Genomic DNA, 23,268 nt, shown 5'->3' with positions numbered 1-23,268 from the left:
TCGGGATTCGCTGCGGCGCGGATGACAGGTTCTCCACAGCTCCGACAGAGGACCGCCTCCGGATCACACGCCCCCTTTAGACTCATCGCATGCCCGAAGAGACCCGCGCCGAGACTGCGCTGAGGCCTCGACCGAGGCGCCGTCGACCCCGCCGACGAGTCTCGTTCTTCGGCATTCTGGGCGAGCTGCTCATCACGGCGGGCGTTCTGGTGCTGCTCTTTCTCGGCTGGCAGCTGTGGTGGAACGATGCGGTCATCGCCGGTCGACAGACCACGCAGGCGTCCGAGTTGCGGGAGAGCTGGGGCCCTCCCGAGCTCTCCGCTCCCACCTCGACCGCTTCCGCGACACCCCCTGGCGATCCGGTCGTGGCGACGGTGTCGGCGCTCGACACGTCCTTCGGCAACCTCTACATCCCGCGCTACGGCGAAGGCTGGGTGCGCACGATCGCCGAGGGGACGGACGCGGCCCATGTCCTCGACGAGGGCAGCATCGGTCACTACCCGGGCACTCAGATGCCGGGACAGGTGGGCAACTTCGCTCTCGCCGCACACCGCAGCGCCTACGGCGGGGGGATGCACCTCATCGATCAGCTGCAGCTAGGCGACGCGATCTACGTCGAGACCGCCGACGGCTGGTACACCTACCGGTTCCGCAATCTCGAGTACGTGCAACCGACCGACGTGCAGGTCATCGATCCGGTGCCCTGGAGCCCGGACACGACGCCCGGGGATCGTCTGATCACGCTCACGAGCTGCAATCCGCTCTACTCGACGGCCGAGCGCATCATCGCGTACGGAGTGTTCGACTCGTGGCAGCCCCGCTCGGCCGGCCCGCCGGCCGAGATCGCCTCGTCACTCGCGCAGGAGGGCTGACCGTGTATGCAGCGTTGTGGAGGGTCCTTCCCGGACCCTGGTGGGTGCGGTTGCTGATCGTGCTGGTGCTCGTGGCCGCTGTGCTCGCCGCGCTCGCAGAATGGGTGTTCCCCTGGGTGCAGTCGCTCGTGCTCGACAGGGACGTCACCGTCGCTCCATGAGAGTGGGGGAGGGGCTGAGGGTGCCGTGACCCGGGTTCTGGTGGTCGACAACTACGACAGTTTCGTCTTCTCGCTCGTCGCCCTCCTGCGTGCCGGAGGCGCAGAGGTCGAGGTCGTCGAGAGTGCAGAGCTCTCTGCCGAGGAGGCAGTGACCGCGGCTCGGTCGAGCGATGCGATCCTGCTCTCGCCCGGACCGGGCCGTCCGGAGGAGGTGGCGACGTCGCTCGCCCTCGTCGCGCTCGCCGTGGACGAGGGTCGACCGTTGCTCGGGGTGTGCCTCGGCCATCAGGTCATCGCGCACGCCCTCGGTGGGCGGGTGGAGCAGGCACCCGAGCTGATGCACGGTCGCACCTCCGAGATCCTGCACGACGGAGATCCGCTGTTCGCCGGACTCAGCTCGGGTTTCGCGGCAATGCGGTACCACTCCCTCGCGGTGGAGCGGGCAAGTCTGCCGGACGAGCTGGAGGTCATCGCCCGCACCTCCGAGGGTGTGGTGATGGGCCTCCGGCACCGCCGCGCGCCCGTCGTGGGCGTCCAGTTCCATCCCGAGTCCGTGCTGACCGAGGGAGGCGGCCTCCTCCTCTCGAACTGGCTCGAACAGGCCGGAGCCTGACCGCTCGGGCGTCGGCACGCGGGTGACGCAGCGGCGATGCCCCGGGGTGGCGGGCCGTACTGTGCGAAAGGCACAAGGGATCTCGATTGCTCTCATGCAGCACTGTCGAAAAGCACAAAGGGTGTCGATTGTCGTGCAGCAGGGAGTGGCGCGATTGTCACTCTAGTTACGCACCGGATTAGCCGATGATATCGGCCGGCTATTCATGCAGTTATGCCGAGACTCATATTCGTGATAGTGAGGACTGCACCTCAGAAGATACCCCCAAACGGGTTACTTTTCTTTGTGCCAGACAGGACGCGATACCTGCCATCGATACGATGCCGCCCTCACGGCCGAAGGGGGGAATCGCCGCCGTTTCGGGCATCCATGACGCCCACCTCCTCCACACCCCCCGACCGGGTGGCGCGTTTTGACGGAGCTTTGGCGGAGAATGCGGCAACCTTTCCATGCATAATCGGAGGGCATCAGCGAGGCTCCTGCTGAGGCATTGCCGACATTCGGGGGGAATCGCGTGGTTGAGTCGGTTAGCTGGCAGTATTCGGGGATACGGGAGCTCGAGGCCCTCGGCCCGAGGATCATCGTCAAGCCGGGTACGCAGCCGCAGGTGACGGGATCGGGCTTCCGCTCGAGCGACCTCAGCGCCGTCGTGATGACGATCAGCCCGCTCCGCGTGGTCCGTGGGACATGGGGTGCCGACGACATGTCGGCGCTCAACTTCACCTTCCTCATCGATGGCTTCGTACGCCTCGTCGCCCCGGACCGCACCGTCCTCCTGCGTCCGGGATCGATCTCCTATCAGCAGGGAACGACGAGTTTCACGACGGAGTCGACGACCCCGGTCACCCTGCTGCACGTCTCGGTGTCCCTCGAGGAGATGCGTCGCTACGGCTTCGACATCACGGCGCCGGCCTACGCGCTCGACCCCGACGCCCGCTCGACGCGGGCCGCCTACGCGTTCACGACGGCCTTCGCCCTCGCGGCGGAATCGGGAACGGGGCTCCCGGGCGAGTGGGAGGTGGCGAACTTCGCGCACGTCGTGAAACAGCTGCTCACGAGCGCCTTCCTGGCGGCGGCGAGTGTCCGGCCGGGCGGTACCGGAGGGCGGGCGGCCGCCCTCGGCAGGGCTCGCACGGTGATCGACCGCACACACCGCACACCGCGCTGCACTCCCGAGGCCGTCGCCGACGCGGTCAACGTCTCGACCCGGTCGCTTCAGCGGCTCTTCGAAGACGCCGGGACGACGGTCGCGAGCGAGATCGAGCGGGCTCGGGTCGCCACTGCCGTGGAGCTGCTGCGGCGCCGACCGCGCGAAGTGCCGCTCGACACGATCGCCGCAGCCTCAGGATTCTCCTCCGCCGACCACCTCCGCCGTGCCTTGAAGCGCCGCGAAGGACTCACGCCCAGCGATATCCGTGGACGCATCGGCGCGCACCCCGACCACGTGGTCGAGGCTCTTCCGCGCGCCGATTTCGCCCTCGCGCAGGCGCGCCGCGCCTGAAGACGCACGGCGCCGGCCTCACGCTCGTTGCCGGGAAAAGCGCAGGACGAGGATCAGCCCGCGCAGTAGCCGAGCTGGACGGTCGACCCCTGAGGAACGTCTCCCGGGGGCAGCGACTGCGTCGTGATCGGCGGGTTCGCGCGCACCGAATCGCAGCGGGTATCGGGGGCTTCGACGCCCTTGAGTTGAAGGCTGTCGGAGGCGAGGGTCGCCAGCGCAGTGCTCAGCGACTGGCCGACGAGGTCGGGCAGCGTGACCTTGCCCGACGAGACGACGAGGTCGACCGAGCTGCGCGGCTCGGCCTGCGCGCCTCCGTCGGGTGAAGACGAGATCACGACGTCGGCCGGCAGCGTCGGGGAGTTCTGTCGGGTCTGCGAACCCTCGACAAGGCCGGCGCCGGTGATCGCCGCGATCGCGTCCGCGAGGGGGGTGCCGGCCGTCTTGGGCACAGCGACGGGCTGCATACCCTGCGAGACGTAGACGCGAATCGTCGTCTGGCGCGCCACGATCGTGCCGGGACCAGGATCGGTGCGGGTCACCTGCCCCGCGGGCACCGAGTCGCTGAACTCGCTTTGCTTGCTCACGATGAGATCGAGGCCGGTGAGCGTCGCCTCCGCTGCCTCGTAGCTCTCGGACGTCAGCGTGGGCACCTCGCGCGACTGCGTGGGCAGCGTGGTCGAGGGCTGCAGCGTGAGCACCCAGATCACCAGGGCGGCTACGATCACCGCGAGTACCACGATCGACGACCAGATCCACAGGATCGGGGGACGCCGCTGGGTCCGCACGATCGAGTTGTCCTCGGCGAGCTGCCGCAGCGCGAGCTCGGAGTCGTTCATGCCCCCGCCGCTGCGCGCGCCGAACAGTGAGGTCGTCAGTTCGTCGATCTCCCGATGATCCGGCAGGCGACCCGCGGCCGCATCGCGCAGATCGTCGCGGAACTCGGCCGCGCCCTGAAACCGCTCGTAACGGTCCTTCGAGAGAGCGCGGGCCACCACCGCGTCGAGCGCGGGCGAGACCGCCGGGGTAATCGAGCTCGGTGCGGGCGGGGTCTCGCTGACGTGCTGGTACGCGACCGCGACGGGAGTGTCTCCGCGAAACGGCGCACGACCCGTGAGCAGTTCGAAGAGCACGACCCCGGCCGAGTAGAGGTCGCTCCTGGCATCGACCTGCTCGCCCTTGGCCTGCTCGGGCGAGAAGTAGGCGGCGGTGCCGAGGATCGCCGTGGTCTGCGCGACCGTCGCGGCAGAGTCGGAGACGGCCCGGGCGATGCCGAAGTCCATCACCTTCACCTGGCCGGAGGGAGTCAGCATGATGTTGCCGGGTTTGATGTCGCGATGCACGACTCCCGCCCGGTGCGAGTACTCGAGGGCGGTGAGGATGCCCTCGGTGATGCGGACGGCCTCGTCGACGTCGACGGGACCGTCCGCGATGATGTCCTTGAGGAGACGACCCTCGATGTGCTCCATGATGATGAACGGACGCCGCGACTCGGCTCCGTTGTCGTCGACCGTGACCTCTTCGCCGGCGTCGAACACGCGGACGATCGTCGGGTGCGACATCCGAGACGCAGCCTGCGCCTCCTGTCGGAATCGCAGGCGGAACGCCGAGTCGGAAGAGAGGGAGAGCTTGAGCTCCTTGATCGCGACCGTGCGGCCCAGCCGAGTGTCGGTGCCGAGATAGACCTCGGACATCCCGCCGCGACCGAGTCGGGGGCCGACCTGGTACCGTCCCGCGATCAGGCGACCCTCTTCCGTCACGCGCACGCTCCCGCCCTGTAGTTCGTGTGGCACGGCCCGCAAAGAGCCACAGCAAGTGTACCTTCGGGCCTCCCGCGTTCCCGGCGCGGAGCGCGCGAGGGCGGGCACGGCGCATCCCGGGACACCGCAGACCGGGATGCGCGGCCTCTATTGCGCCGGCGTGCCGCTCGAGCTGGGCGCACCGTTCGAGCGCGTCGGCGTCGGGGTCGGCGTCGGGGTCGCGACGGTCACGGACAGCGTCGGCGAGGCCGCCGACTCCGTCTCTCCGCACAGCACCGTATAGGTCACCTCGATCGTGCCGGCCGAGGAGCCCGCCTGGATCGACGCGGTCGTCGAGGTCGAGGGGTTGGTGCTCGTGACGGAGGCGCCGTCGCCCGACGCGGTCACCCGATAGCCGGTCACCGAGGTGCCGCTCGGGCACTGGTTGTAGTTGCTCCACGTGACCGTGAAGGTGCTTCCCGCAGGAACGCTGGAGGCGGCAGGGGTCACGGTAGGAACGGCAGTGGGCGCATCAGGAGTCGCGACGGCGGTGTACACCGAGACGTCGATGGTGGTGCCCTTGGCGACGTTCGCCGTGGGGTTCACTCCCGCGACGGTGCCGACCTTGTCCCCGGACGCGGCGCTCGGTCCGTCGCTGCGGCGCACCGCCATACCGAGGTCCTTGAGCTCTGCCTCGACCTCGTCGAAGGGCCGCCCGACGTAGTCGGACTCCGTGATCACCACGGTGTTCGACGTGGGCGTGGGCGTAGGCGTCGTGGGAACCGGCGTGGGGGTGCTGGGCCGAGGAGACTGCGAGGTGTTCGGGGGCGAGATCGGCTGCCTCTCGCCTCCCGTCGTGAGCGCGAAGATCGTGCCCGCGATGACGACCGCGAGGATCACGATGAGCGCGATCAGCGGCCACGTCCACGGGCTGCGACGTCGCGGAGGCTCGTCGGCGACCGCCGGCTCCTCGCCGAGGATCGGCGCGGCGGCCACAGCCGTGCTCGACGGCAGCAGAGTCGTGGCCTGCGTCGCTCCCCCCGGGGAGGGGAGGACCGTCGTGGCCTGCGTCGCTGCGAGATCTCCCGCGACGGCGGGGACCGCGATCGCCGCGCCGCGCACGTCTCCTGCCCGTAGCGCTTGCGCGGCGCGAGCGAGGTGCGCGGCCGTGGCGGGCCGGTCGATCGGCTTCTTGGCGATGCAGGAGAAGACGAGGTTGCGCACCGGCTCCGCGACGGTGACGGGAAGCTCCGGCGGAGTGTCGTTGATCTGCGCCATCGCGATGGCGACCTGCGACTCACCCGTGAACGGGCGGCGCCCCGCGAGGCACTCGTACGCGACGATGCCCAGCGAGTAGATGTCGGTCGCGGGCGAGGCCGGCTGGCCGCTCGCCTGCTCGGGCGAGAGATACTGGACCGTGCCCATGACCTGCCCGGTCGCCGTCAGCGGGACCTGGTCGGCGATGCGCGCGATGCCGAAATCGGTGATCTTGACGCGGCCGTCAGGAGTGATGAGCAGGTTGCCGGGCTTCACATCGCGATGCACGAGACCCGCGGCGTGTGCGGCGTGCAGCGCCAGAGCGGTCTGCGCGACGATGTCGAGGACCTTGTCGGTCGAGAGCACGCGCTCACGCTCGAGCACGGTCGAGAGCGCCTCGCCGGGCACCAGCTCCATGACGAGGTACGCGGAGCCATCCTCCTCGCCGTAGTCGTAGACGTTGGCGATCCCCTCGTGGTTGACGAGGGCAGCATGGCGGGCCTCGGCGCGGAAGCGCTCGAGGAAGCCCGGGTCGCCGAGGTACTCGTCCTTCAGGATCTTGATCGCGATCGTGCGGCCGATGACGAGGTCCGTCGCCTGCCACACCTCTCCCATGCCGCCGATGGCGATCCGGGACTGCAGTTCGTAGCGTCCCCCGAAGGTGAGGCCTGTCGTGGGTCTCATTTGTTCAGCACCGCCTCTAGTACCTGTTTTCCGATGGGTGCGGCAATCAGGTTGCCGTACCCGGTCTGACCGAGTCCTCCACCGTTCTCCACGAGCACGGTGATGGCGTATTGCGGATCCTGCGCAGGCGCGAATCCGGTGAACCAGAGGGTGTAAGGGTTGTCGCCGTCGTTCTCGGCCGTACCGGTCTTACCGGCCACTGTGACGCCACCTATTGTTGCATTCGTCGCCGCGCCGCTCTGGACGCTGGCGACCATCATGGCCTTCACGGCATCCGCGGTCTGTGCGCTGATGGCCCGGCCGAGCGACTTCTTCTGGAACTGCTGCAGCACGCTCAGGTCTTGTGAGCGGATCGCGTCGACCAGGTTGGGCTGCATGACCTCGCCGCCGTTGGCGATGGCCGCGGAGACCATGGCGATCTGCAGCGGCGTCGCACGGACCTCGAACTGCCCGAAGGCGGTGAGCGCGGTCTCGGCATCGTCGAGGGTCTTGGGGTAGGTACTGGCCTCGACCGACATCGGGACGTCGATCTCGGTGTCGAAGCCGAACTTCTCGGCCTGCGAACGGATCGCATCGGCGCCCAGCTGCACACCCATCTCGGCCATCGGCACGTTGCACGAGAGGGCGACCGCGGTCGCGAGCGTGACGGTGTCGCCGCTGCCGCACAGGCCGCCTCCGGAGTTGATGACCTGCGACGTCGACCCCGGGAGCGTGAACGCCTCGACGTTGGGGAAGCTCGAGTCGGGGGTGAACCGGCCGGACTCGATCGCCGCCGAGGCCACCACGAGCTTGAAGACAGAGCCCGGAGGGTTCAGAGTCCCGCCGATGGCGCGGTTGACGAGCGGCTGCGCCGGGTCGGCATCGAGGGACCGGTAGGCGGCCAACACGTCGTCGCTGTTGTGGGAGGCGAGCGAACTCGGGTCGAAGGCGGGCTTCGAGACCATCGCGAGGATGCGGCCGGTCGCCGGCTCCGTGACGACGACCGCTCCCGTGTAGCTGCCGAGCGCGTCGTATGCGGCCTTCTGCGCCACCGGGTCGATCGAGAGCTCGACGGAGGCGCCCTTCGGGTCTTGACCCGTGACGAGGTTGTCGATCTCGTTGAAGAACTGCGAGTTGGACGTGCCCGAAAGGTAGTCGTTGAGCGAGCGCTCGATGCCGGTCGTGCCCTGGTTGAGCGTGAAGTATCCGGTGACGGCCGAGTAGAGCGGGCCGTCGGCGTACTGCCGCTGGAACTTGTAGAGATCGTTCGACGGCGTCGAGGAGGCGATCGGCTGCCCGCCGACCAGGATCGCTCCGCGCTCGGTCGAGAAGCTCTCGTAGAGGGTACGGGTGTTGCGGGAGTCGTCCGACAGTGCATCGGCTTGAAGCACCTGGATCGTGGTCGTGGACAGGAAGAGCGCCACGAACATCGTCAGGACGACGAAGCTCACGCGTTTGAGTTCTCGGTTCATCGACGGATCACACCACCAGACGAGGCTGATTGCGGACTGTGTCGGACAGGCGCAGGAGCACCGCCACGATCATCCAGTTGGCCACGAGAGAGGAGCCACCGGCGGCGAGGAACGGCGTCGTGAGGCCCGTGAGCGGGATCACGCGAGTGACGCCTCCGATGACGATGAAGCACTGCAGAGCGATGACGAACGAGAGACCGACGCCCAGCAGACGCCCGAAGTCGTCCTGCCCCGCGAAGCCGATGCGGAAGCCGCGCGACACGAGCAGGAGGTAGAGCCCGAAGATCGCGAACAGCCCCGCAAGCCCGAGCTCCTCGCCCAGGCTGGCGATGATGTAGTCGGACTGCGGGACCGGCGTGACGTCCGGCATCCCCTGGCCGAACCCCGTGCCCAACAGGCCGCCGTGCGCGAGGCCGAAGATGCCCTGCACGAGCTGATAGCTGCCTCCGGGGTCGGCGGTGAAGCGGGCGGAACTGAACGCATCGAGCCAGTTCGCGAAACGGTTGCCGACGTAGTCGAGGGTCTGACTGGCGACGAGCGCACCGCCGAGGAAGAGACCGACGCCGATGAGCACCCAGCCGGTGCGCCCGGTCGCGACGTAGAGCATCACGAGGAACAGGCCGAAGTAGAGCAGTGCGGTGCCCAGATCGCGCTGGAACACGATGACACCCATCGTGACGAGCCAGACCACGAGGATCGGGCCGAGATCGCGCAGCCGCGGGAAGCGCATCCCGAGCACGGTGCGCCCGACCATCGAGAGGGAGTCGCGGTTGCGCACCAGATAGCCGGCGAAGAACACCGCGAGGGCGATCTTGGCGATCTCGCCCGGTTGGAAGCTGGCGACATCGCCGATGCCGATCCAGACTCGCGCGCCGCTGACCTCTCTCCCGATGAAGGGCAGCAGGGGAAGGAGAAGGAGGACGATGGCCGCGAAGCCGGCGACGTAGGTGTATCGGAACAGCACCCGGTGGTTGCGGATCACGAGCAGCACGACGATCGCCGCCACGACGGCGAGACCGCTCCAGAAGATCTGCCGAACGGCGACCGAGTCCCAGCCGGTCGCGCCGTCGGCGATGTCGATGCGGTAGATCTCGGCCACGCCGAGCCCGTTGAGGACCGTGGCGATCGGGAGGAGGAAGGGGTCGGCTTCGGCCGCGACGAAACGCAACACCACGTGGACGGCGAGCACGAGCCCCGACAGGCCGGCGCCCAGGGAGACGAGGGTCGTGTCGACGGCGCCGAGCGCGCCCAGCTGCACCAGCACGATCGCCGAGGCGTCGATGAGGCACGCGCCGATCAGCAGCAGGAGCTCGAGGTTGCGGAGCTTCTGCCGGAAGAAGCGGGGACGTTCGGCGGCCGGACGGGTGGAGGTGCGTGCGGTGTCGGTCACGGTGCTCCCTGTGCGTCGGTGAGGCGCTCGACAATGTCGACGGCGGCGGGATAGGAGTCGGCGTTGATCGTCTGCTCGAGCTGCTCGACGTCATACTCGCGGAGGGAGTCGATGGGGATGCCCGTGTTCTCCTTCACCTCCGAGAGCGAGAGGGGGCCGACCGACTGCTGGATGCCCTGGTAGATGATGACCGTCTTGCCGTCGGTGCCGACGTAATAGCGGGACTGGGTCCAGTCGTACGCGAACAGCACCCCGAGGAATCCGACGATGAGCACGAGCGAGAGGCCCACCAGCCAGGTGATCCGCCGGCGCAGGTGGCGGCGACGGTCCTCCTCGATCAGCTCGTCGAGGTAGTCCTCCGAGGCGGGCTCGAAGTGGGTGGGCCCCTGCGCGGCGGGCGCGCGCGAATGCAGCCGCAGCCCGGGAATGCGCGTGCGGCTCTGCGGGTCGTCGCCCATCGTGGAGTCGGCTGCCGCGGACCCGACGATCACCGGCTCCGCCACGGGAGCCAGTATCTGTGCGGTGTCGCCCTCGCCGGGCACGTCGAGGATGACGACGGTGACGTTGTCGGGCGCTCCGTGCGCGAGGCTGTCGCGGATCAGCCGATCGGCCACCTGCTGAGCAGACTCGTCGCGGCTGAGCTCACGGAGGATCTCGTCGTGCGGGACCACCCCGGACAGCCCGTCTGAGCAGATCAGCCAGCGGTCGTTCGGCTCCGTCTCGAGCGTCAACGTGTCGATCTCGGGATTCGCGTGCACGTCGCCGAGCACCCGCATGAGGACGGAACGGCGCGGGTGCGTCATCGCCTCCTCCTCGGTGATGCGGCCCGACTCGACGAGGCGCTGCACGAAGGTGTGGTCGGTGGTGACCTGCTCGAGCTTGCCATCGCGGAGCACGTAGATCCGGGAATCGCCGATGTGTGCGATCGCCACCGACTGGCCGACCCGCGCGATGGCGCTCACGGTGGTACCCATGCCCGTCAACTCGGGGTGGTCGACGACCGCCTCGGCGAGCAGGGCGTTCGCCTCGAGGAGCGTGCGCTTGAGCTCCTCCTCGGCCTCGTACGTGGACGCGTAATCCCGGTCGGCCTCGGCGATCCGCTTGATGGCGATGGAGGAGGCGACGTCACCGCCCGCGTGGCCGCCCATGCCGTCGGCGACCACGAACAGCTGCCGGCCCGCGTAGCCGGAGTCCTGGTTGTTGGAGCGGATGCGGCCGACGTGCGAGACGGCGGCGCTCTCACGCGCAGCGCCGGTGCCGGGGGCGCTCTCCCGGGTGGGGGCCACGCGCTACGACCGCCGCAGTTCGAACGTGGTCGTGCCGACCTTGACCGGGGTGTCGAGCGGGACCTTGGTCGGTGCCCCGACGCGCCTGCCGTCGAGGAACGTGCCGTTCGTGGAGTCGAGGTCCTGGACCATCCACTCGTCGTTCCAGAGCAGCAGACGCGCGTGATGGGTGGAGGTGTAGTCGTCGCGGATGACGAGAGTCGACTCCGAAGAGCGGCCGATCGTCAGGGGCTCGCCCGAGAGCTCGAGCTCGGTCCCGCGCTTGGGCCCCGAGGTGATGACGAGGCGCTGCGCGGTGTGGACGGTCGCCCCGGCGCCGGCGTGCTCCTCCCGTGCCTCCCTCGCCTTGCGGGCAGAGGGGGCTACGGCGGGCGCGGGGGCCTGCGGCGGCGCAACGACGGGTTGGGCCGCCGTGACGAACGGTGCCTCGGGGGCGGCCTGCGCACCCGAGGGCAGCTTGCGCACCCGCTGGCCGAACAGATCGGTGCGGAGCGCGTAGACGATGCCGAACACGAAGAACCACAGCAGCGCGAGGAACGCGATGCGCAGGAGGAAGAGAGTGAGCTCGCTCATAGCCGGTCGTCCCAGAATCCCTCGGAGGAGCGCCCGGCGGCTCTGCCGGACGGGCGGTCGTTTCGCGCCGGGGCTGCGCCCTGGACGACGCGATACACGATCGACGTGCGACCGATGGTGATGGTCTGCTCCGGCGCGAGCGGCGCCTGCGTCACGCGCTTGCCGTCGAGCTTCGAACCGTTGGTCGACCCGAGGTCGCGCACCTGGGCACGCGTGCCGTCCCAGAGGATCTCGACGTGCTTGCGAGAGGTACCGGAGTCGTCGACCGTGATGTCTGCGTCGCTCCCGCGGCCGATGACGGTTCGCGACGCGGTGAGGGGGTAGCGCTTGCCGTCGATGTCGAGGACGGGGGTGGAGACGACCGTGCCCTTCACGCTGCGGGAGTCGACCTCGACCATCCCGTCGCCGAGCGACTCGTCGAGGGCGAGGGTGATCTCGACCGGTCCGGGGAAGCGGAAGCCCTGCTTGGTGGCGTGCTCGGTCGCGACGGTGGTCAGCTCGTCGATCAGGGTGGTGCCGAGACGCTCCATGCGATCGAGGTCGGAGGCGGACATCCGCAGGACGAGATGATTGGGCACGAGGATGCGCTCGCGCGACACGACGGCGGCCGTGGTGTCGAGTTCGCGCTTGAGGGCGGACGCGAGCTCGACCGGCTGCAGCCCCGACTTGAAGGTCCGCGCGAACGCGCCGTTGACGACGCGCTCGAGTCCCCTCTCGAAGTTGTCCAGTATGCCCACAGTCTTCCGATCTTCCGTTCTGCCCTCTTTCGGCGGTGGAGGCCCGTCCGGCGGTGGAGTCGGGGCCCTCTCGGCGGTCGAGCACGGATCGTGGTGTCTGCGCGTCCGTCGCCGCTTCCTGTCTCTGCGCCGCGCACGGCTACGGGCATGTTACTGGGATGGTCTGGATGCGTCGTCCTCCGGGCGGCTTTCGCGGCTTCCGGCGGCTCTTGCCGTGTCGGGCGGGGCTCGGCGGCACGTCGGATCGGGGCGTGCGTCCGTCGCCGCGTTCGACGGCCTGCGGTGTCGCGGCGCGCGCCGGCCTGTCGCAGCGTGAGCCGGTGAGGGGCGGTTTCTGCGCTGCGGCCCGGGGTGCTAGGCTTTCTCCTCGGTGCTGTGGTGCCGTTGGTGAGCGCGAGTGGCGGAATAGGCAGACGCGCACGGTTCAGGTCCGTGTGCCCGAAAGGGCGTGGGGGTTCAACTCCCCCCTCGCGCACCAGGCAGCCCCCGATCGGATCCCGGTCGGGGGCTTCGTCGTTGGTGCTGTGCCCCCCGCGAGATGCCACTTATGCGCGCCTCCCTCGGCGTGTCGCGTGCATAAGTGGCATCTCGCGGGGGGTTGGCGGGGCGGGCGGTCAGCGGGGGCGGAGCTCGACGACGGGGATGACGCGGGTCGTGCGCTTCTCGTACTCGCGGAAGCCGTCGGAGGCTTCGGTGAAGCGCGCCCATCCGGCGTCGCGCTCGTCGCCGGTCAGGACCCGGGCGCGCACGTCGACGGTGCCGTCATCCGGCGTCTCGATGCTGATCTCGGGACGCGCGACGAGGTTGTGGAACCAGGCCGGGTGCTTCGGAGCGCCGGCAGCCGAGGCGGCGATCAGCCAGACGTCGTCGGAGGGGCGCAACGCCATCAGAGGCGTGACGCGCTCCTCGCCCGAACGGGCCCCGAAGTGGTGGACGAGGACGAGATTCCGCCCGAAGCCGGCCGTCGTCACCGTTCCGCCGTTCGCGCGGAACTCCTCGATGATCGTGTCGTTCCAGTCGGCCATGGTCGTCCTTTCGTCGATGCGAGGCGTGGCGTGTGCAGCTCAGGCACGGGCGGCGAGGGCGCGACGCCAGGGTAGCTCCACGGCGCCGACGAGTTCCAGCCTCGACCGCGAGCCCCACCCGGACCCGCCGCGCCGGCCCCTCCGCGGCGCCGCGTCGGAGCGGCCGTGAGAGAAGCGTGAGGACTCGGGCGGGGGGCGTAGGAGAAGTGTGAGGGCCGTCGTCCCAGGACTCCGGCGGGTGTTGCATCGGGTCTCGTGCCGCTTCTCGGCAGGCGCCCGGCTCGGGCGTCGTCAGTTTCCGGATGGAGTCTCCCGTGCTCGACCTCGCCTACCTCCTCGGCGTGCTCGCCCTGTTCCTGCTCCTCGGCCTCGCGGCCAAGGGAGTGGAACGGCTCGGCGGCCCGCCCGCCGCCGATCCCCGCAGCAAGGAGGCCGGCCGATGATCGTCCTCGACGCCCTCGCGGCTGCGCTCGCGGTCGCCGCGGTCGTCTACCTCGTCGTCGCGCTGATCCGGCCGGAGCGCTTCTGATGGACGCCCTCCTCGCCGTCCTCCAGGTCGCGACCGTCGGTCTTGCGGTCGCGCTGCTCTACCGTCCGCTGGGCGACTACATGGCGCGCCTCTACTCCTCCTCGAGAGACCTCGCCGTCGAACGCGGCCTCTACCGCCTCATCGGAGTCGACCCGCACGGCGAGCAGAGCTGGCGGGCGTATGTGCGGGCGGTGCTCGCCTTCTCGCTGGTCGGCGTGCTCCTGCTCTACGGGATGCAGCGCCTCCAGGCGTTCCTGCCGGGCTCGCTCGGCCTCCCCGCCGTGCCAGAGGGCCTCGCCTTCACGACGGCGATCTCCTTCGTCACCAACACCAACTGGCAGTCGTACTCGCCCGAGCTCACCCTCGGCTACGCGGTGCAGGTGGGCGGGCTCGCGGTGCAGAACTTCGTCTCGGCCGCCGTGGGTCTCGCGGTCGCCGTGGCGCTGATCCGCGGCTTCGCGCGGCGCTCCTCCGGCACGATCGGCAACTTCTGGGTCGACCTCGTGCGCGGGACGCTCCGCCTCCTCCTGCCCCTCTCGCTCCTGGCCGCGGTCGTGTTGATCGCGGGCGGCGTCATCCAGAACCTGAACGACCCGTCGACCGCCACGACGCTCGCGGGTGGCACGCAGAGCATCCCCGGCGGGATGGTGGCCTCGCAGGAGGCGATCAAGCTGCTCGGCACCAACGGCGGAGGCTACTTCAACGCCAACTCCGCGCACCCTTTCGAGAACCCCTCGGCGTGGGTGAATCTGCTGCAGCTCGTGCTGATCCTGGCGATCCCGTTCTCGCTGCCGCGTACCTTCGGGCGCATGGTCGGCGATGTCCGCCAGGGCCGCGCGATCCTCGCGGCGATGGCGACGATCTTCGTCGTCTCGCTCGCGGCCCTCACTGCGCTGGAGGCGGCCGGCGGAGGCTCGGCCGTGCAGGCCGCGGGAGCGGCGATGGAGGGCAAGGAGACGCGCTTCGGCATCGCTGGCTCGACCCTGTTCGCCACGGCGAGCACGCTCACGTCCACCGGCGCGGTGAACGCGATGCACGACTCCTTCACCCCACTCGGCGGGATGATGCCGATGCTGAACATGATGCTCGGCGAGGTCGCCCCAGGCGGTGTCGGCTCGGGCCTGTACGGGATGCTCGTGCTGGCGGTCCTGGCGGTGTTCGTCGGCGGGCTGCTCGTCGGCCGCACGCCGGAGTACCTGGGCAAGAAGCTCGGCCCTCGCGAGATCAAGCTCGCAAGCCTGTACATCCTGGTGACGCCGACGCTCGTGCTCGCCGGGACCGCCCTGAGCTTCGCCCTCCCCGCGGTGCGCGAGGACGTCGAGAGCACGTCGATCGCCAACCCGGGACTGCACGGCCTCTCGGAGGTGCTCTACGCCTTCACCTCCGCCGCGAACAACAACGGATCGGCCTTCGCCGGGCTCGCTGCGAACACGCCGTGGCTCAACACCTCCCTCGGAGTCGCGATGCTGCTCGGCCGTTTCTTGCCGATCGTGCTCGTGCTGGCGCTCGCCGGCTCGCTCGCGGCGCAGACGCCGATGCCTGTGAGCGCCGGCACGCTCCCGACCTCCCGGCCGCAGTTCGTCGGCCTCCTCGTAGGCGTGACGGTCGTCGTGACCGCGCTGACCTACTTCCCCGTACTCGCGCTGGGTCCCCTGGCGGAAGGGCTGTGACTCCCATGACCATGACACTCACCGAGGCGCCGACGGCGACGGCCCGCCCACCGAAGCCGGCGCTCGGCCCGCGCCAGCTCGCAGCCGCGCTGCCCGGGGCGCTGCGCAAGCTCGACCCGCGCCTCCTGTGGCGCAATCCCGTGATGCTGCTGGTCGAGGTCGGCGCCGCCCTGACGACGGTGCTCGCCATCGCGGAGCCGTTCCTCGGCGGCCCAGAGCCGTCTGGCGGCTCGCCGGTGCCGGTGAGCTTCACCGCGGCCATCGCGGGCTGGCTCTGGCTGACCGTCGTCTTCGCGAACCTCGCGGAGGCGGTGGCCGAGGGGCGCGGGAAGGCGCAGGCCGAGAGCCTCCGCGCCACCCGCACCAGCACTCCTGCCCGCCGCGTGGCGGACTACGACGCGGCCGACCCCTCCGCCGCGTCGGCGCGGCTCGTCGAGGTTCCCTCGTCCGATCTGCGTCTCGGAGACGTGGTGGTCGCTGAGGCGGGCGACCTCGTGCCCGGCGACGGCGACATCGTCTGGGGCATCGCCTCGCTCGACGAGTCGGCCATCACCGGCGAGTCGGCCCCGGTGGTGCGTGATAGCGGAGGCGACCGCAGCGGGGTCACCGGCGGCACCCGGGTGCTTTCGGACCGGATCGTCGTGCGGATCACCTCGAAGCCGGGCGAGACGTTCGTGGACCGGATGATCGGCCTCGTCGAGGGCGCGTCACGGCAGAAGACGCCGAACGAGATCGCGCTCGACATCCTCCTCGCGAGCCTGTCGATCGTGTTCGTGATCGTCGTGCTGACGCTCAACCCGATCGCCTCCTCCGTCGGCGCCTCCGTGAGCGTGCCGGTGCTGGTCGCTCTGCTGGTCTGCCTCATCCCCACGACCATCGGTGCCCTCCTCTCGGCGATCGGCATCGCCGGAATGGACCGACTCGTGCAGCGCAATGTGCTCGCGATGTCGGGCCGTGCGGTGGAGGCGGCGGGCGACGTGACGACGCTGTTGCTCGACAAGACGGGCACCATCACCTACGGCAACCGCCGGGCGGTGGCCTTCGTGCCGCTGGACGGAGTGGCCGACGGCGACCTCGTGGACGCGGCGGCCGCCTCCTCGCTCAGCGACCCGACACCGGAGGGGCGCTCGATCGTCGACCTCGCCGCGCACCAGGGGCACCCCGCTGCCGAGCCGGCACCTGCGGTCGTCGTGCCCTTCACGGCGCAGACCCGGATGAGTGGGCTCGACCTGCCCGACGGCTCCTCGATCCGCAAGGGCGCCGGCTCGGCCGTGCGCTCCTGGGTCGAGGAGGAGGGGCCGTTGCCCGCGGCGGTCGTCGCGCGGCTCGAGGGGATCGTCGGCGCGGTATCGGCCAGTGGAGGGACGCCGCTGGTGGTCGCGGTGAAGGACCGCGCCGGGGCGCGCCTCCTGGGCGTCGTGCACCTGAAGGACGTGGTGAAGGACGGCCTGGCCGGGCGCTTCGCGGAGTTGCGGGCGATGGGGATCCGCACGGTCATGATCACCGGCGACAACCCGCTCACCGCGAAGGCGATCGCGGCGGAGGCGGGCGTCGACGACTTCCTCGCCGAGGCGACTCCCGAGGACAAGCTGGCGCTGATCCGCCGAGAGCAGGAGGGCGGCGCGCTCGTCGCGATGACCGGCGACGGGACGAACGACGCTCCGGCGCTCGCGCAGGCGGACGTGGGCGTGGCGATGAACACGGGCACCTCGGCGGCGAAGGAGGCCGGCAACATGGTCGACCTCGACTCCGACCCGACGAAGCTCATCGACATCGTGCGGATCGGCAAGCAGCTGCTCATCACGCGCGGGGCGCTGACCACGTTCTCGATCGCGAACGACGTGGCGAAGTACTTCGCGATCATCCCGGCGATGTTCGCGGGCGTGTTCCCGGGGCTCGCGGTGCTCAATGTCATGCAGCTGCACTCGCCGGCCTCGGCGATCCTCTCGGCGATCGTGTTCAACGCGCTCGTGATCGTCGTGCTCATCCCGCTCGCGCTGCGGGGAGTCGCCTACCGTCCCGTCGCCGCCGCTCAGATCCTCAGCCGGAACCTGCTGGTCTACGGCCTGGGCGGCGTGATCGCGCCGTTCGTCGGCATCAAGCTCATCGACCTGCTGGTCGCGGGCATCCCCGGGTTCTGACCGCCCTCGGTCTACCCCACAGGCGTGTCGTGCACGCCCTGGTCTCTCGCGGAGGCGCCGGGGCCGCGTCAGGACCGTCAGACGTCAGAGTCATCAGAGAGAGAAGAAGATCATGTCGAGTGTCCGTCCGTACGGGGTCGCTGTGCGCGCGATGATCGCGCTGACCGCGTTGCTGGGCCTGGCGTATCCGCTGGCCGTTCTGGGAGTCGGGCAGCTCGCCTTCCCGGCGCAGGCGAACGGGTCGCTCCTGCGTGACGGCGGCGAGGTGGTGGGGTCCTCGCTCATCGGGCAGTCGTTCGCCGACGCCGACGGCGCGCCGCTCCCGCAGTGGTTCCAGTCGCGACCCTCCGCCGCCGGTGCCGGCTACGACGCCGGCTCCTCGGGAGGCAGCAACCTCGGGCCCGACAACCCGACGCTCCTCGCCACCATTCAGGAGCGCCGTGCCGCGATCGCCGCCTTCGAGGGGGTCGACCCGGCCGCGGTGCCCGCAGACGCCCTCACCGCCTCCGGCTCGGGGCTCGACCCCGACATCAGCCCGGCCTATGCCCTGCTGCAGGTGCGGAGGGTCGCCGCCGCGCGCGGACTCGACGAGGGCGCCGTGCGGGCGCTGGTCGAGGCGCACACCGAGGGGCGGCCGCTCGGCTACCTGGGCGAGCCGACGGTCGACGTGCTCGAGCTCAACCTGGCGCTGGCGCGGCTGTGACGGCCTCGGCACGGCCTCCGGCTCGTAGACTCGCGATCGGCTCTCCGGAGCCTCCCGCGGGCCAGAGCGGGTCCCGCGAGCCGAAGGTGAGGGCCGCCGCATGAGCAAGGGCCGCCTCCGCGTGCTCCTCGGGGCAGCGCCCGGCGTCGGCAAGACGTACACGATGCTCGAGGAGGGTCGCCGCCTGGCCGAGGAAGGCCGCGACGTCGTGGTGGCGGTGGTCGAGACGCACGGCCGAACGGCGACCGCCGCCATGATCGGCAGCCTCGAGGTCGTCCCCCGCCGCACTGTCGAGCATCGCGGAGTGCGCCTCGAAGAGATGGACCTCGACGCGGTCCTCGCCCGGCGTCCCGAGGTCGCGTTGGTCGATGAGCTCGCCCACACCAACGCCCCCGACTCGCGGAACGCGAAGCGCTGGGAGGATGTCCGCGCGCTCCTCGACGCCGGGATCACGGTCTTCTCGACCGTCAACATCCAGCACATCGAATCGCTCAACGACGTGGTGCATGCGATCACCGGCGCGCCCCAACGCGAGACCGTGCCCGACGCGGTCCTCCGCGCGGCCGATCAGATCGAGGTCGTCGACCTCGCCCCCCAAGCGTTGCGCGACCGTCTCGCCGACGGGCGGATCTACCCGCCCGAGCGCATCGACGCCGCGCTCTCGAACTACTTCCGTCTCGGCAACCTCACCGCGTTGCGCGAGCTGGCGCTGCTCTGGCTCGCGGACGAGGTCGACAGCGCACTGCGCGACTACCGGGTCGAACACGGGATCGACAGCACCTGGGAGGCGCGCGAGCGCGTGGTCGTGACCCTCACGGGCGGACCCGAGGGCGAGACGCTGCTGAGGCGGGGTGCGCGGATCGCGGCACGCGCCTCCGGGGGCGAGCTGCTCGCCGTGCACGTGGTGACCCCGGACGGGTTGCGCACCCCGCGACCGCACGTTCTCGAGACGCAGCGCGCGCTGGTCGAGACCCTCGGCGGCACGTACCACCAGGTCGTCGGCGAAGACGTGCCGCGGACGCTCGTCGAGTTCGCTCGCTCGGTCAACGCCACCCAGCTCGTGATCGGCGTGAGCCGGCGCAGCCGCCTCGCCTCCGCGTTGACGCCGGGGATCGGGGCGACCGTCATCCGCGAATCCGGCAACATCGACGTGCACATCGTCAGCCACTCCGCCGCGGGGCGCACTGCGGTGCTGCCGCGACGCGACGGCGCCTTGACGCGCCGCCGCCGCCTCCTGGGCGGGGCGCTCGCGCTGGTGGGCGGCCCGCTGGTCACGGTGCTGCTCGCGAGCCTCCGCAGCGACGAGTCGATCACGAGCGACGTGCTCTCGTACCAACTGCTCGTCGTGCTGGTCGCGCTGGTCGGCGGCCTCTGGCCCGCGCTGTTCGCGGCGGTGCTCTCGGGGCTCACCCTCGACTTCTTCTTCGTCCATCCGCTCTACACGATCACCGTCGATGAGCCGCTGCACGCGCTGGCCCTGGTGCTGTACGTGCTCAACGCGGCACTGGTGAGCGCCGTGGTGGACCGGGCTGCCCGGCGCGCGCGGGCCGCGAAGCGCGCGGGGGCGGAGTCGGAGCTGTTGGCGACGATCGCGGGCGGGGTCATCCGCGGGCAGGGGGCGCTCCAGGTGATCCTCGAACGTTCGCGGGAGGCGTTCGGGCTGACCGGGGTGCGGCTGCTCCGCGACGGCGAGGTGATCGCCTCGGACGGCGAGCCTGGTCCTGACGGGGAGCCCGCGCGGATCGCGGTGGGCGAGGGAGCGGTGCTGGAGCTGCACGGCCGTGAGCTCGAGGGCAGCGAACGGCGCCTGTTGCAGGTGGTCGCGGCGCAGCTGGGCTCGGTGCTCGAGAACGCTGCGCTGAGCGAGACGGCGAGTTCGCTGGCGCCGCTCGCCGAGACCGATCGAGTGCGCAGCGCTCTGCTCTCGGCGGTGAGCCACGATCTGCGACGCCCGCTTGCCGCGGCGACGGCAGCGGTCAGCGGACTGCGCTCACCCGACGTCGTGTGGAGCGACCGAGACCGCGACGAGCTGCTCGCCACGGCCGACGAGAGCCTCACGGTGCTCGCCGCGCTCGTCACCGATCTGCTCGACGTGACACGGCTGGAGGCGGGGGCGCTCGCCGTGTCGCTCGCTCCGCTCGACGCGGTGGACGTGGTCCTGCCCGCGCTCGACGAGCTCGGGCTCGGGCCCGCAGAGGTCGACCTCGACCTCGATCTCGACGGCCCGTCCCTCCTCGCCGACGCCGTGCTGCTGCAGCGCGTGGTGGTGAACGTTCTCGCCAATGCCGTGCGTTACGCGCCTGCCGGGACGCGGGTGCGGGTGGCGAGCAGCGTCTTCGGAGGCTCCGCGCAGCTCCGCATCGTCGATCACGGCCCGGGGGTCGCGCCCGAGCGGCGTGCCGAGATCTTCGTGCCGTTCCAGCGGCTCGGCGACGACGACAACCTCACCGGGCTCGGGCTGGGCCTCGCGCTCTCGAAGGGCTTCACGGAGGGGATGGGTGGCACCCTCGAGGCGGAGGACACTCCGGGCGGGGGGCTGACCATGGTGGTGACGCTGCCGTTGGCCGGCGCCCCCGAGGGGATCGCACCCGACCGCGCCACGGATTCCCGAGGAGACGCATGAAGATCCTGATCGCCGACGACGACCCGCAGATCCTCCGCGCCCTGCGGATCACGCTGACCGCGCGCGGCTACGACGTGGTCACTGCAGGAGATGGAACGGAGGCGATCAACCGCGCGGTGGACGAGCGGCCGGACCTGTACATGATCGACCTCGGCATGCCGCGCCTGGACGGCGTCGAGGTGATCCACGGTCTGCGCGGCTGGACGAGCGCGCCGATCCTCGTGGTGTCGGGGCGCACGGGAGCAGCCGACAAGGTGGGCGCGCTCGATGCGGGCGCCGACGACTACGTCACCAAGCCGTTCTCGATGGACGAGGTGCTCGCGCGGATCCGTGCTTTGTCGCGACGCGTGCAGCCCGCGGACGGCGAGCCTCTCGTGGTGATCGGGGAGGTGACGGTCGATCTGGTGGCCAAGAGCGCGACGCGCGACGGCGCCTCCGTGCGGCTCACGCCGACCGAGTGGCAGGTGCTCGAGATCCTGATCCGCAATGCGGGCAAGCTCGTCACCCGCCGCTCGCTCCTCGCCGAGATCTGGGGGCCGGCGCACGTGACCGACACGGGGTACCTCCGCCTGTACGTCGCGCAGCTGCGCAAGAAGCTCGAGCCCGATCCCGCGCGCCCGCGCTACCTCTTGACGGAGGCGGGCATGGGGTACCGCTTCGTACCGGGGGAGTGACCAGGCGGAGGACAATGGAGGCGACCTCAGCGAAGGAGACCACCGTGGATCAGCCGCGCATGAACGTGGAGTCGTTCAACCTCGACCACCGCACCGTCGCCGCGCCGTATGTGCGACTCGCCGACGCGAAGACCCTCCCGGCGGGCGATCACCTCGTCAAGTACGACGTGCGCTTCACCCAGCCCAACCGCGCCCACCTCGAGATGCCCACCGTGCACTCTCTCGAGCACCTCTTCGCCGAGAAGTCGCGCAACCACTCCGACCGCGTGGTCGACTTCTCGCCGATGGGCTGCCAGACCGGCTTCTACCTGATCCTCTCGGGGGAGCCGGAGCTCGCCGAGGTGCTCGATCTGATCGAGGCGACGCTCGCGGACATCACGGAGGCCGACGAGGTCCCCGCCGCGAACGAGACCCAGTGCGGCTGGGGCGCGAACCACTCCCTCGAGGGGGCACAGGAGGCGGCGCGCGCGTTCCTCGCGCGGCGCGCGGAGTGGGAGACGGTCACCGCGTGAGGGGCGTCGACGCGATCGTGCTGGTCGCGATGGACGAGGAGGCGGCGCCGTTCCTCGCCGCCGCGAGCGTCGCCTCCGAACAGCGCACCGTGGGGCAGGCCCGACAGTGGGAGATCGAGCTCGACGGTCGTTCGGTGTTGCTCGTGCGCACCGGGATCGGCCTGATCAACGCGGCCGGCGGAGTGACCGCCGCGATCCTCCGTGCGGGCGACGCGGCCCCGCTGATCGTCAGCGCAGGGACGGCCGGTGGTCTCGGCACCGAGGTGCGTGTGGGCGACGTGGTGGTGGGTGGCGAGTACGTCCAGACCGACGCCGACGCTCGCGCCTTCGGCTATGCGCTCGGCCAGGTGCCGGGGATGCTGCCTCGCTACCCGGGGTACGCGCCGGCGCTCGTCGACGGGCTCGTGGCGACCCTGCCCGACGGGTCAGAGGTGACGGTGCGTCGCGGGTTGATCGTTTCGAGCGACACCTTCGTCTCGAGCGCGCACGTCGAGCGTGTGCGGAGCGACTTCCCAGGAGCACTCGCGACCGACATGGAGTCGGTGGCGCTCGCGCAGACCGCTCACGTGCACGGGCTGCCCTTCGTCTCGGTGCGCGGCATCTCGGACCTCTGCGCTCCGGGCGAGTTCGAGGCGCACGTCGACGACGCCGCCGACCGCTCCGCCGCAGTGGTGCGCGCGCTGCTCGACGCGCTACCGGTCGCTGAGCCCATTGCGCGGGAGGTCTTGCCGGTGAAGATCCGCACGGCCGCAACGGGAGAAATCCAGCGACGTCGCTGATCGGCGTGGACACCGGATGCAGCCTCAGCGCCGGCCCCTGCGCGGCCACCCAGAGATCCGTTGGACCCAGAGATCCGTTGGACAGAGTCGCAGAAGAATCCGTCCGTGATTCTCCGCGCACGGGGACGTGGGATCGATCACCGCCGCAGCGACCGCGCTCGCAACGCTCGGGCTACGCGAGCCGGCGTACCCGTGGAGTGCAACCCGGCGGGCGTTGCCGGTGCGACGTGAGGGAGCGCAGCCACCGCACGTTTGCGGGATTTGTCACGACAGGAGTTCCGCGAACCTGAAAAAGATTCTCTAGCGGGATGTTACGGCCGCGACGCGAAGTGGGGCAGGCGCGGCGATCAC

21 protein-coding genes and 1 tRNA gene are annotated in these 23,268 nt (G+C 70.2%); 14 read left to right on the top strand and 8 right to left on the bottom strand.

The window, feature by feature from the left end; translation table 11 throughout:
* Window positions 1–89 precede the first annotated feature (89 nt).
* The 4 genes from ITJ45_RS00780 (at window position 90) to ITJ45_RS14255 (ending at window position 3,147) form a co-directional block, all read left to right on the top strand.
* The gene (locus ITJ45_RS00780) at window positions 90–872 is read left to right on the top strand and encodes a class E sortase (RefSeq protein ID WP_194606946.1); all 783 of its coding nucleotides are present in this window, start codon (window positions 90–92) and stop codon (window positions 870–872) included.
* A 2-nt stretch (window positions 873–874) separates the two neighbouring features.
* The gene (locus ITJ45_RS00775) at window positions 875–1,033 is read left to right on the top strand and encodes a hypothetical protein (protein ID WP_194606945.1); all 159 of its coding nucleotides are present in this window, start codon (window positions 875–877) and stop codon (window positions 1,031–1,033) included.
* Window positions 1,034–1,058: 25 nt separating this feature from the next.
* Window positions 1,059–1,646, top strand: a complete 588-nt coding sequence (locus tag ITJ45_RS00770) for an anthranilate synthase component II (protein WP_194606944.1) — start codon at window positions 1,059–1,061, stop codon at window positions 1,644–1,646.
* Window positions 1,647–2,160: 514 nt separating this feature from the next.
* Window positions 2,161–3,147, top strand: a complete 987-nt coding sequence (locus ITJ45_RS14255) for a helix-turn-helix domain-containing protein (RefSeq protein WP_194606943.1) — start codon at window positions 2,161–2,163, stop codon at window positions 3,145–3,147.
* 53 nt (window positions 3,148–3,200) lie between these two features.
* Here the strand turns inward: ITJ45_RS14255 and pknB are convergent, their stop codons facing one another.
* The 7 genes from pknB to ITJ45_RS00730 all read right to left on the bottom strand — a co-directional run bounded on the left by pknB (window position 3,201) and on the right by ITJ45_RS00730 (window position 12,261).
* Window positions 3,201–4,910 carry a Stk1 family PASTA domain-containing Ser/Thr kinase gene (gene pknB, locus ITJ45_RS00760; protein ID WP_323742801.1) on the bottom strand — a complete coding sequence of 570 codons (1,710 nt, stop codon included), beginning with the start codon at window positions 4,908–4,910 and terminating at the stop codon, window positions 3,201–3,203.
* 141 nt (window positions 4,911–5,051) lie between these two features.
* Window positions 5,052–6,824: a protein kinase domain-containing protein gene (locus tag ITJ45_RS00755; protein ID WP_194606942.1), complete on the bottom strand. Its 1,773-nt coding sequence runs from the start codon at window positions 6,822–6,824 to the stop codon at window positions 5,052–5,054.
* Window positions 6,821–8,275 carry a peptidoglycan D,D-transpeptidase FtsI family protein gene (locus ITJ45_RS00750; RefSeq protein WP_194606941.1) on the bottom strand — a complete coding sequence of 485 codons (1,455 nt, stop codon included), beginning with the start codon at window positions 8,273–8,275 and terminating at the stop codon, window positions 6,821–6,823. Before ITJ45_RS00750 ends, ITJ45_RS00755 begins: the two co-directional genes overlap by 4 nt.
* 7 nt (window positions 8,276–8,282) lie before the next feature.
* Entirely contained in the window at window positions 8,283–9,665 is a 1,383-nt protein-coding gene (locus tag ITJ45_RS00745) for an FtsW/RodA/SpoVE family cell cycle protein (RefSeq protein WP_194606940.1), read from the bottom strand.
* Window positions 9,662–10,951, bottom strand: coding sequence for a Stp1/IreP family PP2C-type Ser/Thr phosphatase (locus ITJ45_RS00740; protein WP_194606939.1), 1,290 nt, complete (start codon window positions 10,949–10,951; stop codon window positions 9,662–9,664). The genes ITJ45_RS00745 and ITJ45_RS00740 overlap by 4 nt, the downstream gene beginning before the upstream one ends.
* Window positions 10,952–10,954: 3 nt before the next feature.
* Entirely contained in the window at window positions 10,955–11,524 is a 570-nt protein-coding gene (locus tag ITJ45_RS00735; RefSeq protein WP_194606938.1) for an FHA domain-containing protein, read from the bottom strand.
* Entirely contained in the window at window positions 11,521–12,261 is a 741-nt protein-coding gene (locus tag ITJ45_RS00730) for an FhaA domain-containing protein (protein ID WP_194606937.1), read from the bottom strand. The genes ITJ45_RS00735 and ITJ45_RS00730 overlap by 4 nt, the downstream gene beginning before the upstream one ends.
* 391 nt (window positions 12,262–12,652) lie before the next feature.
* Between ITJ45_RS00730 and ITJ45_RS00725 the strand changes: the two genes are divergently transcribed.
* Window positions 12,653–12,739 (top strand) — tRNA-Leu (locus tag ITJ45_RS00725).
* 136 nt (window positions 12,740–12,875) lie between these two features.
* On the opposite strand, the gene ITJ45_RS00720 is transcribed toward ITJ45_RS00725, so the two are convergent.
* Window positions 12,876–13,286 (bottom strand): nitroreductase/quinone reductase family protein, encoded by a 411-nt coding sequence (locus tag ITJ45_RS00720; RefSeq protein WP_194606936.1) that lies wholly within the window; start codon window positions 13,284–13,286, stop codon window positions 12,876–12,878.
* Window positions 13,287–13,588: 302 nt separating this feature from the next.
* On the opposite strand from ITJ45_RS00720, the gene ITJ45_RS00715 reads away from it, so the two are divergent.
* From ITJ45_RS00715 to mtnN, 9 genes are all read left to right on the top strand, one after another.
* Complete coding sequence (locus tag ITJ45_RS00715) at window positions 13,589–13,729, top strand: hypothetical protein (RefSeq protein ID WP_194606935.1); 141 nt, start codon at window positions 13,589–13,591, stop codon at window positions 13,727–13,729.
* The gene (gene kdpF, locus ITJ45_RS00710) at window positions 13,726–13,815 is read left to right on the top strand and encodes a K(+)-transporting ATPase subunit F (RefSeq protein WP_194606934.1); all 90 of its coding nucleotides are present in this window, start codon (window positions 13,726–13,728) and stop codon (window positions 13,813–13,815) included. The genes ITJ45_RS00715 and kdpF overlap by 4 nt, the downstream gene beginning before the upstream one ends.
* A complete protein-coding gene (kdpA, locus tag ITJ45_RS00705) occupies window positions 13,815–15,485 on the top strand; it encodes a potassium-transporting ATPase subunit KdpA (RefSeq protein WP_194606933.1) in 1,671 nt (556 codons plus the stop codon). The genes kdpF and kdpA overlap by 1 nt, the downstream gene beginning before the upstream one ends.
* 5 nt (window positions 15,486–15,490) lie before the next feature.
* Window positions 15,491–17,626 (top strand): potassium-transporting ATPase subunit KdpB, encoded by a 2,136-nt coding sequence (gene kdpB / locus ITJ45_RS00700; protein ID WP_194606932.1) that lies wholly within the window; start codon window positions 15,491–15,493, stop codon window positions 17,624–17,626.
* A gap of 112 nt (window positions 17,627–17,738) precedes the next feature.
* Window positions 17,739–18,329, top strand: coding sequence for a potassium-transporting ATPase subunit KdpC (kdpC, locus tag ITJ45_RS00695; RefSeq protein ID WP_194606931.1), 591 nt, complete (start codon window positions 17,739–17,741; stop codon window positions 18,327–18,329).
* Window positions 18,330–18,429: 100 nt separating this feature from the next.
* The gene (locus ITJ45_RS00690) at window positions 18,430–20,952 is read left to right on the top strand and encodes a DUF4118 domain-containing protein (RefSeq protein WP_194606930.1); all 2,523 of its coding nucleotides are present in this window, start codon (window positions 18,430–18,432) and stop codon (window positions 20,950–20,952) included.
* The gene (locus tag ITJ45_RS00685; protein ID WP_194606929.1) at window positions 20,949–21,626 is read left to right on the top strand and encodes a response regulator; all 678 of its coding nucleotides are present in this window, start codon (window positions 20,949–20,951) and stop codon (window positions 21,624–21,626) included. The genes ITJ45_RS00690 and ITJ45_RS00685 overlap by 4 nt, the downstream gene beginning before the upstream one ends.
* Before the next feature lie 59 nt (window positions 21,627–21,685).
* Window positions 21,686–22,138: an S-ribosylhomocysteine lyase gene (locus ITJ45_RS00680; RefSeq protein ID WP_194607680.1), complete on the top strand. Its 453-nt coding sequence runs from the start codon at window positions 21,686–21,688 to the stop codon at window positions 22,136–22,138.
* Window positions 22,135–22,917, top strand: coding sequence for a 5'-methylthioadenosine/S-adenosylhomocysteine nucleosidase (mtnN, locus tag ITJ45_RS00675; protein WP_194606928.1), 783 nt, complete (start codon window positions 22,135–22,137; stop codon window positions 22,915–22,917). The genes ITJ45_RS00680 and mtnN overlap by 4 nt, the downstream gene beginning before the upstream one ends.
* Window positions 22,918–23,268: the final 351 nt, after the last annotated feature.

Source organism: Rathayibacter sp. VKM Ac-2879, assembly GCF_015351245.1.
Lineage (GTDB): Bacteria > Actinomycetota > Actinomycetes > Actinomycetales > Microbacteriaceae > Rathayibacter.
This window is presented reverse-complemented; position numbering and strand designations above follow the sequence as displayed.

Excerpts from the sequence above, each read along its gene's own strand:
- ITJ45_RS00780 (WP_194606946.1), top strand. The coding sequence starts at position 90 with ATGCCCGAAGAGACCCGCGCCGAGACTGCGCTGAGGCCTCGACCGAGG.
- ITJ45_RS00755 (WP_194606942.1), bottom strand. The coding sequence starts at position 6,824 with ATGAGACCCACGACAGGCCTCACCTTCGGGGGACGCTACGAACTGCAG.
- ITJ45_RS00750 (WP_194606941.1), bottom strand. The coding sequence starts at position 8,275 with ATGAACCGAGAACTCAAACGCGTGAGCTTCGTCGTCCTGACGATGTTC.
- ITJ45_RS00735 (WP_194606938.1), bottom strand. The coding sequence starts at position 11,524 with ATGAGCGAGCTCACTCTCTTCCTCCTGCGCATCGCGTTCCTCGCGCTG.
- ITJ45_RS00720 (WP_194606936.1), bottom strand. The coding sequence starts at position 13,286 with ATGGCCGACTGGAACGACACGATCATCGAGGAGTTCCGCGCGAACGGC.
- ITJ45_RS00715 (WP_194606935.1), top strand. The coding sequence starts at position 13,589 with ATGGAGTCTCCCGTGCTCGACCTCGCCTACCTCCTCGGCGTGCTCGCC.
- kdpF (WP_194606934.1), top strand. The coding sequence starts at position 13,726 with ATGATCGTCCTCGACGCCCTCGCGGCTGCGCTCGCGGTCGCCGCGGTC.
- kdpA (WP_194606933.1), top strand. The coding sequence starts at position 13,815 with ATGGACGCCCTCCTCGCCGTCCTCCAGGTCGCGACCGTCGGTCTTGCG.
- kdpB (WP_194606932.1), top strand. The coding sequence starts at position 15,491 with ATGACCATGACACTCACCGAGGCGCCGACGGCGACGGCCCGCCCACCG.
- kdpC (WP_194606931.1), top strand. The coding sequence starts at position 17,739 with ATGTCGAGTGTCCGTCCGTACGGGGTCGCTGTGCGCGCGATGATCGCG.
- ITJ45_RS00690 (WP_194606930.1), top strand. The coding sequence starts at position 18,430 with ATGAGCAAGGGCCGCCTCCGCGTGCTCCTCGGGGCAGCGCCCGGCGTC.
- ITJ45_RS00685 (WP_194606929.1), top strand. The coding sequence starts at position 20,949 with ATGAAGATCCTGATCGCCGACGACGACCCGCAGATCCTCCGCGCCCTG.
- ITJ45_RS00680 (WP_194607680.1), top strand. The coding sequence starts at position 21,686 with ATGAACGTGGAGTCGTTCAACCTCGACCACCGCACCGTCGCCGCGCCG.